The organism is Micromonospora sp. NPDC047753, from assembly GCF_040642735.1.
Taxonomy (GTDB): domain Bacteria; phylum Actinomycetota; class Actinomycetes; order Mycobacteriales; family Micromonosporaceae; genus Micromonospora.
Genome location: NZ_JBEYSL010000876.1, coordinates 1 through 1242 on the forward strand (window position 1 = coordinate 1; position 1242 = coordinate 1242).

1 protein-coding gene is annotated in these 1242 nt (G+C 68.5%); it reads left to right on the forward strand.

Annotation, left to right across the window (positions count from 1 at the left end; translation table 11 throughout):
* Positions 1-917: citrate synthase (locus tag ABZ749_RS35395; protein WP_357235799.1), on the forward strand; the 917-nt coding region annotated here is incomplete at its 5' end.
* Between the last annotated feature and the right edge of the window lie 325 nt (positions 918-1242).

Below are 1242 nucleotides of genomic sequence, written 5' to 3' on the forward strand. Positions count from 1 at the left end.
TCCCCCGGGACGCCCACCCGATGGCGGTGCTCTCGTCCGCGGTGAGCGCCCTGTCCACCTTCTACCAGGACAGCCTGGACCCGTTCGACTCCGAGCACGTGGAGATCTCCACGGTCCGGTTGATGGCGAAGGTCCCCACCATCGCCTCGTACGCGTACAAGAAGTCCATCGGTCAGCCGCTGCTGTACCCGGACAACTCGCTGGGGTACGTGGACAACCTGCTGCGGATGACGTTCGGCGTGCCGGCGGAGCCGTACGAGGTCGACCCGGTGATGTCGAAGGTGCTGGACATGCTGTTCGTCCTGCACGCCGACCATGAGCAGAACTGCTCCACGTCGACCGTCCGCCTGGTCGGCTCCAGCAACGCCAACCTGTTCGCCTCGGTCTCGGCTGGCGTGAACGCGCTCTTCGGCCCCCTGCACGGTGGCGCCAACCAGGCGGTGCTGGAGATGCTCCAGCAGATCCACGCCGGTGACGGCGACGTCCGGTCCTTCGTCCGCAAGGTCAAGGACAAGCAGGACGGCGTCAAGCTGATGGGCTTCGGCCACCGGGTCTACAAGAACTACGACCCGCGGGCGGCGATCGTCAAGAAGGCCGCGCAGGACGTGCTGGGCCGGATGGCCAAGCCCGACCCGCTGCTGGACATCGCCATGGAGCTGGAGGAGATCGCCCTCGCCGACGACTTCTTCGTCTCCCGTCGGCTCTACCCGAACGTGGACTTCTACACCGGCCTGATCTACAAGGCCATGGGTTTCCCGACCAAGATGTTCACGGTGCTCTTCGCGCTCGGCCGGCTCCCCGGCTGGATCGCCCAGTGGCGCGAGATGATCAACGACCCGGAGACCAAGATCGGTCGTCCGCGGCAGGTCTACGTCGGCTCCGCCGAGCGGGACTACGTCCCCTTCAACGAGCGCTGACCCGTTCCTCGCTTCACCAGCAGGCCGTCGACCCCACCGGGTCGGCGGCCTGCCGCGTTTCCGCGCTGGGCTGCCCCGTCCCGTCCCGTCCCGGCATGATCGACTCGGGTTCCTGCAAGGCGCGGTGTCCCTCGTGCTGAGATGCCCCGATTTGCAGAAAGCCGAGTCGATCATGCGCGGTGGCGCCGGGGCAGGCCCCGACCGCCAGGCACCGGCAGCGGGCGGACCTCTGGTCACCGGGCGACCCGGTCACGGGGCGGACGTGGTCACGGGGCGACCCAGGCGCCGGGCGGACCCGGTCACGGGGCGGACGTGGTCACGGGGC